The sequence below is a fragment of the Eubacterium sp. AF34-35BH genome, assembly GCF_003477765.1.
GTDB lineage: Bacteria > Bacillota > Clostridia > Lachnospirales > Lachnospiraceae > Eubacterium_G.
Genome location: NZ_QUDZ01000004.1, coordinates 299,310 through 305,981, shown reverse-complemented (window position 1 = coordinate 305,981; position 6,672 = coordinate 299,310). Strand labels below are relative to the sequence as shown.

The following is a 6,672-nucleotide window of genomic DNA, read 5'->3' as shown; positions in this document are numbered from 1 at the left end:
TCAGAAAACTTTACAGTTGGAATGACGAAAGCGGCAAATTAATCAACAACTAAGCGAAGGCAATTATTTCAAGCGAACGCTTAAAATAAAACAGAAGCAATCCCAGAATGATGCTTGCATCAGGAAGAGGTTGCTTCTGTTTTATTTTGGCGACGTTCATTTGAAAAATGCAACGTCGCTTATAGAAAATATAATTTTTCACAGAAAAATATATTTTCTATAAGAAAGCGTTCGCGTTGAAAGAATGATGCTTGCATCAGGAAGAGGTTGATTTCTCCCTATCAGTTAAGTATAATTAAACATGGCAAAAAAGCTATTGAGGTTTTCTTTATGGAATTAAAACAATTAAAAGGTATTGGCGAAAAAACTGAAAAAACATTGAATAGAGCAGGCATTGAAAAAGTAGAGGATTTACTTGATTATTATCCAAGATATTACGATACCTATGAGGAGCCTGTTTTAGTTAGAAATCTTGAAGAAAATAGAACTCAGGCTGTACTTGGAACAGTTGTTAGGGAGATTTCTTTAAGGCGAGTTAGAAATCTTCAAATTGTAGAGGCTTATATAAGGGATTTAGAAGGTAACGGAATTAAGGCAACATGGTTTAATGCTCCATATATTAAAAGTACTATACATAATGGTGATATTTTAATATTTAGAGGATTTATACATGAGAGCAGAGGCAGTTACGTTATTGATCAGCCGAAAACATTTACGAAAGCTCAGTATCAAAAGAAAATGGGCAAAATGCAACCGGTGTATCCTTTAGTTTCAGGGCTTACAAACAATATAGTTATTAAGGCGGTTAAACAGGCATTTTCTCTTGTTGAGAAAAAGGAATATATTCCAAAATCTATTAGAGAAAAATTTGATTTAATTAATTGTCAGGAAGCAATTAAGAAGATACATTTTCCAGTTAATAATGAGGATTTTCACATTGCAAGAAAAAGACTTGTTTTTGAAGAATTTTTCAGATTTATTGTTACATTAAGAGAACTAAAAGAAAATAACAGTTTTGTTTCAAATCATCATGTTTTGAAGGAACCAAAAGAAATTAAACAGGTCATTAATAATTTGGATTTTACATTAACTGATGCCCAGATGAAAACCTGGAATGAAATAAAAAATGATATGGCTTCTGAGAAGGTTATGAACAGATTAGTTCAGGGTGATGTTGGTTCAGGTAAAACAATCGTTGCTATTTTAGGGTTATTAACTGCTGCGTTAAATGGTGAGCAGGGTGTTTTAATGGCACCAACTGAAGTTCTTGCAAGACAGCATTATGAAGATATTTGTGAATTAATTAAGAAGAACAATCTTAACCTGAAAGTTGCAATTTTGGTTGGCTCAATGAAGGTAAAAGAAAAGCGTGAGGCTTATGAGGCTATTGAAACAGGTTATGCCAACATAATTATCGGTACACATGCCCTTATTCAGGAAAAGGTAAAATACAGAAATCTTGCATTGGTGGTAACAGATGAGCAACATAGATTTGGTGTAAAACAAAGAGAAACAATAGCAGAAAAAGGAGATTACCCTCATACAATGGTAATGAGTGCAACTCCAATTCCAAGAACCTTGGCAATTATTATGTATGGTGATTTGGACATATCAATAATCGACCAATTGCCAAGTGGAAGAAAGCCTATTGCAAACTGCGTTGTAGGTACTGATTATAGACCAAGAGCCTATGATTTTATTGAGAAGCAAATCGCCGCGGGTAGACAGGCGTATGTTATTTGTCCTACTGTTGAGTACAGCGAGGCTGTGGAAGGGGAAAACGTTATTGAATATGCCAAAAAGTTACAGGCTGTCATGCCGCCCTCTGTAAAGGTAGACTTTTTACATGGTCGAATGAAACCGGCAGAGAAGAATGAAAAAATGAATCTATTTGCCGAAAATAAAATTCAAATTCTGGTTTCAACAACGGTAGTTGAGGTTGGTGTTAATGTTCCAAACGCTACAGTAATGATGGTAGAAAATGCTGAGAGATTTGGTTTGGCACAGCTTCATCAGTTAAGAGGTCGTGTTGGTAGAGGAAAACATCAGTCTTATTGTATTTTTATTAATGGTTCAGGCAAGAAAGACGCCAGCAACAGACTTGATATATTAAATAGGTCAAATGATGGTTTTTATATAGCAAGTGAAGATTTAAAACTTAGAGGTCCCGGTGATTTCTTTGGTGTAAGACAAAGTGGTGATTTTGAATTTAAAATCGGAGACATTATGAATGATGCCAAAGTTTTAAAAGAGGCGGCACAGGCTGCTGATTTAATAGAAAATAATCAGGTGGAAGTAACAGACGAAGAAAAAGAAATTTTAAAATATCAGGATACTGGTATTATTAATATATAGAAAGGAGCGTATGTTTTACATACGATTTAATATGAATATTGTAGTTTTATGTGGTGGAAATAGTACAGAAAGAGAAGTATCAATTAACTCAGGTTATAATGTTTGCGGAGCTTTAAGAGAAAAAGGCCATAACGCAATTTTATTAGATGTATTTTTTGGAAACAAGGATCTTTCAATATTTGAAAAATCAGAGAAAGAATATGATGTAATGGCAGAAAGAGACCATATTAGAAGTTTATCTTCAAAAGTAAAGGAAGAAGAGAAAATCAGAAAATCTTTCTTTGGAGAAAATGTATTGGAAGTTTGCGCTAAGGCTGATATTGTATTTCTTGCTTTACATGGAAAAAACGGAGAAGATGGAAAATGTCAGGCAACATTAGATTTACACGGAATTAAGTATACAGGTTCAGGTGCACTTGCATCTGCAATTGGTATGGATAAGGCTGTTACAAAACAGATTTTTATTGCAAAAGGAGTCCCAACAGCTAAAAGTGTATGGATTAAAAAAGGTGAAGACACATCTTTAGAAGCACATGGTATGAAAGCACCTGTTGTTGTAAAAGCATGTAACGGTGGTTCAAGCGTAGGTGTTGTTTTGGTCAAAGAAGCTTCTGAATATGATAGCGCCGTAGAAGAGTGCTTTAAATATGATAATCAGATTTTGGTAGAAGACTTTATTGAAGGAAGAGAATTTTCAATTGGTGTAGTTGATGGCATGGCATATCCTATTGTTGAAATTATTCCAAATGAAGGTTGGTATGACTATGAAAATAAATATAAAGAAGGTGCTACAACTCATGTATGTCCTGCAAAGCTTGATGAAGAATTAACAAAGAAAATGCAGAAAGTTGCAGAAGGCGCCTGTGCTGCCATTGGTTGTGAAGCCTATTCAAGAGCAGATGTAATGATGGATAAGGATGGCAATATGTTCTGTTTGGAAGTAAATACATTACCGGGTATGACTGCAACAAGTCTTATTCCTGATGAAGCAAGAGCAATTGGAATTGATTATCCAACTTTATGCGATAACTTAATTAATATTTCACTTAAGAAATATCAGTAAATTAAGGCAGTTATTTAAGAAACATTAGTAAACAAAAATATATTATTAAAAAATATAACTAAACAAAGATATTTTCATTACTTAATACAAATAGCATGCATATAAGATAAATTGCATAAGAAATAATTTTACAGAAAGAAATAGGAATTAAACATGAAAATGAAAAATATGACATTGGAAAATATCGCTAAAGCCTGTAATGGTGAATACATTGGCGATGAAAGTTTAAAGAGCAATATAATTACAGGTGTGGAAAAAGACAGCAGATTAATTGAGGATGGCTTTCTTTATGTGCCTTTTGCAGGGGTAAGAGTAGACGGTCATGATTTTATAAATCAGTGTTTTGAAAAAGGGGCAATTTGCAGTTTAAGCGAAAAGAAACTTGATAATGTTAACGGACCATATATTTTGGTTGAATCAACAGCACAGGCTTTAAAGGATATTGCTGAGTTTTACAGAGAACAGCTTGACTGTAAAGTTATTGGTATAACAGGCAGTGTGGGTAAAACAAGTACAAAGGAAATTATCGCTTCTGTATTGTCTGAAAAGTTCAGTGTTTTAAAAACAGAAGGAAATTATAATAATGAAATTGGAGAACCCCTTACAGTTCTTAAAATTCGTGATAACCACGAAATTGCTGTAATCGAAATGGGTATTAGTGATTTTGAGGAAATGCACAGACTTGCAAAAGTATCTAAACCTGATGTTTGTGTAATTACAAATATTGGCACATGTCATCTTGAAAATTTAGGTGACAGAGATGGTGTGTTTAAGGCTAAAACAGAAATGTTTGATTACGCACAGGAAAATCCTTTTGTTGTTTTAAATGGTGATGATGACAAACTTGTCAATGTTAAGGAAGTAAAAGGAAGCAAACCTGTTTTCTTTGGTGTTGAAACAAAACAAAATGTATCTATAGATGAATATGAGCAAATAGGAGTAATGGGTACAAAGGCTGTTATTAATTATTTTGGCCATAAGTTTGAAACAGTAATTCCAATACCGGGCTACCATATGCTTTACAATGCCATGGCGGCAACATGTATAGGCGTTCATTTTGGTATGAGTTTTGATGAAATTGACAAAGGTATTAGAAAGTTAAAAGCCATAGGTGGCAGAAACAATATGTTCGAAGCAAATGGAGTTACAGTAATTGATGATTGCTACAATGCTAATCCAATGTCAATGAAAGCAAGTCTTGAAGTTTTATCTCACGCAACAGGTAGAAAAGTTGCTATTCTTGGTAACATGTTTGAACTTGGAGCTAAAGAGCTTGAACTTCATAGAGAGGTTGGAGAAACTGCAGGTCAGTTAAAAATTGATCTGGTAATTACTATAGGTGAACTTGCAAAAGAAATACATAAGGGGGCGTTTGCTGGTGCAGGTCAATGTCTTCATTTTGAGACAAAGGAAGAATTTCTTGAACAGATGGATGACATTATCAAAACAGGCGATACAGTTTTAATTAAGGCTTCAAACAGCATGAAGTTTAAAGAAATTGTAAATAAATTTCAGAAGTAAAAAGTGAGAGACTGAGAATTGTATAGTTTAGAAAAATCTTTAACATACAATTAGCAGTCTCTCTTTTTAATAATAGAAAAGTCTATTATTTAATTGAATTTTAACAGCGTTAAAATCCGATTATTTTCCGCTCATCTGTTTTTCCTGAGCTTCAATCATCTTTTTAACCATCTGGCCACCAACAGAACCAGCCTGAGCTGATGTTAAGTTACCATTGTAACCATCTGTAAGCTGTACACCAACTTCTGATGCACACTCCATTTTAAATCTGTTCATTGCACTCTTTGCTTCTGGAACATTAACGTTATTTGTGTTACTCATAATACACCTCCACATTTTTGTTTAATAGTAACTAACTTTCAATTGAATATTTGTTACACTACTATTATGTGGAAATATAAAAAATATAAACTGGTAAGTTGTTGTTTTTTTGACAAATTTTGAAAAAACAATTTAAGCTTAAAAAATAAATTATTTAGGCTTAACTTTGATGAAATCAATAATGGAATTAACATAAACTTTAATGGTATCATCATTAATTGAATCAGCTTTTATAAACTGATATTTATCTTTATATTCTTCTTTAAATAAATATTTAAAATCAGTAGAATCTTTTACCGGAAGAAATTCTCCTGTGTGCTTTTCATAACATGTGGAAGCAGTAGCCTGCTTGCGGTATTTTGTGTCAACATAGTGGGCAACACTTTTATGGACGGCAACATCTTCGGTAGTAAGATAATAGTAATCTTTATAATTTGAATAAAAATATTTGTAAGTACCATTTAAAACATTAACAGTAAGTTCACCAACGTTTTCTTTTATTATTAATGATATGCCACTAATATTATAAGAAATATTAGTTGGAAGCGGATTATCTAAAACAAAATTAACACACAAATCTTTTTGTGGATTCTCGTTAGAATCAGTGTAATCATAAAAAGCATATTTCTTAATATTATATTTATAATTAAACAAGTCATTGAAAGCCAAAAGTGAGAGTAGATATCCCATGTTAAATACATCTTCTTTATTATGAAGCAGAAGTGGGAAAAGTAAACGCTCATCTTTAGATTCTACATATTGCTTAAAAACTTCAATTAAATCACCGCCTGAAAATGGATCTGTTCTTTCGATATTTAAGAGTTTTTCAAAAGTTTTCTGTTTTTGATTTTCTATTTTTAAAATATGATTAATTGAATTAACTGACTTATAAATATCTATCTGCTTATATTTCTCAAAATTAAAATCCAGCATATATTTTTCGCCACGTTCTTTTACAAAAGGAATATCAAAAGAATTACCGTTAAAATGAATTATCGTGTCGAAATCTTTTATGAACTTGTTAAATGCCATTAAAACGTTAGCTTCATCATTGAAATTTTCTGCTAACCACTGTGTATACATTAACTGCTCACCTGCATAATACATACAGCCGATTAAATATATGTTACAGTATTTTCTAGAAAAACCGGTTGTTTCAATGTCAAAAAAAATAACTTTGTCCTTAGACGAAAGTGTTTCTATAGGGTATTCAATTTTTACATCTGCTTTATTTCTTATAACTATCATAAGTGTATTTTATCATAGGATTAAAAAAAGAAAAAGTGCAGACGAAAATTAAAAGTAGTCTTTAGAAAATGTTTAAAGAAAATATTTCAGGATAAGAGCGATTTTAACATAAAAATATGATAAATTTAATGTATTTATTGAAGAAAATCATCAAAAGTATTATT

General features: G+C 32.1%; 5 protein-coding genes. 3 read left to right on the top strand and 2 right to left on the bottom strand.

The genetic code is table 11. From position 1 onward, the window contains the following. The first annotated feature begins 267 nt into the window (after window positions 1-267). The 3 genes from recG (at window position 268) to murF (ending at window position 4,939) form a co-directional block, all read left to right on the top strand. The gene (gene recG / locus DWZ69_RS06665) at window positions 268-2,355 is read left to right on the top strand and encodes an ATP-dependent DNA helicase RecG (RefSeq protein WP_347475095.1); all 2,088 of its coding nucleotides are present in this window, start codon (window positions 268-270) and stop codon (window positions 2,353-2,355) included. Between the two features lie 10 nt (window positions 2,356-2,365). Further along, complete coding sequence (locus tag DWZ69_RS06660) at window positions 2,366-3,418, top strand: D-alanine--D-alanine ligase (RefSeq protein ID WP_243002594.1); 1,053 nt, start codon at window positions 2,366-2,368, stop codon at window positions 3,416-3,418. 153 nt (window positions 3,419-3,571) lie between these two features. Next, window positions 3,572-4,939 (top strand): UDP-N-acetylmuramoyl-tripeptide--D-alanyl-D-alanine ligase, encoded by a 1,368-nt coding sequence (gene murF / locus DWZ69_RS06655; RefSeq protein ID WP_347475094.1) that lies wholly within the window; start codon window positions 3,572-3,574, stop codon window positions 4,937-4,939. Window positions 4,940-5,059: 120 nt separating this feature from the next. Here the strand turns inward: murF and DWZ69_RS06650 are convergent, their stop codons facing one another. Together DWZ69_RS06650 and DWZ69_RS06645 are read right to left on the bottom strand one after the other, a co-directional pair. After that, a complete protein-coding gene (locus DWZ69_RS06650; protein WP_022165783.1) occupies window positions 5,060-5,260 on the bottom strand; it encodes an alpha/beta-type small acid-soluble spore protein in 201 nt (66 codons plus the stop codon). A 150-nt stretch (window positions 5,261-5,410) separates the two neighbouring features. After that, complete coding sequence (locus DWZ69_RS06645; protein ID WP_117999659.1) at window positions 5,411-6,508, bottom strand: ribonuclease H-like domain-containing protein; 1,098 nt, start codon at window positions 6,506-6,508, stop codon at window positions 5,411-5,413. Window positions 6,509-6,672: the final 164 nt, after the last annotated feature.

Bases quoted from the DNA above. Each gene is read 5' to 3' on its own strand.
- DWZ69_RS06660 (WP_243002594.1), top strand. From the start codon at position 2,366: ATGTTTTACATACGATTTAATATGAATATTGTAGTTTTATGTGGTGGA.
- murF (WP_347475094.1), top strand. From the start codon at position 3,572: ATGAAAATGAAAAATATGACATTGGAAAATATCGCTAAAGCCTGTAAT.
- DWZ69_RS06650 (WP_022165783.1), bottom strand. From the start codon at position 5,260: ATGAGTAACACAAATAACGTTAATGTTCCAGAAGCAAAGAGTGCAATG.
- DWZ69_RS06645 (WP_117999659.1), bottom strand. From the start codon at position 6,508: ATGATAGTTATAAGAAATAAAGCAGATGTAAAAATTGAATACCCTATA.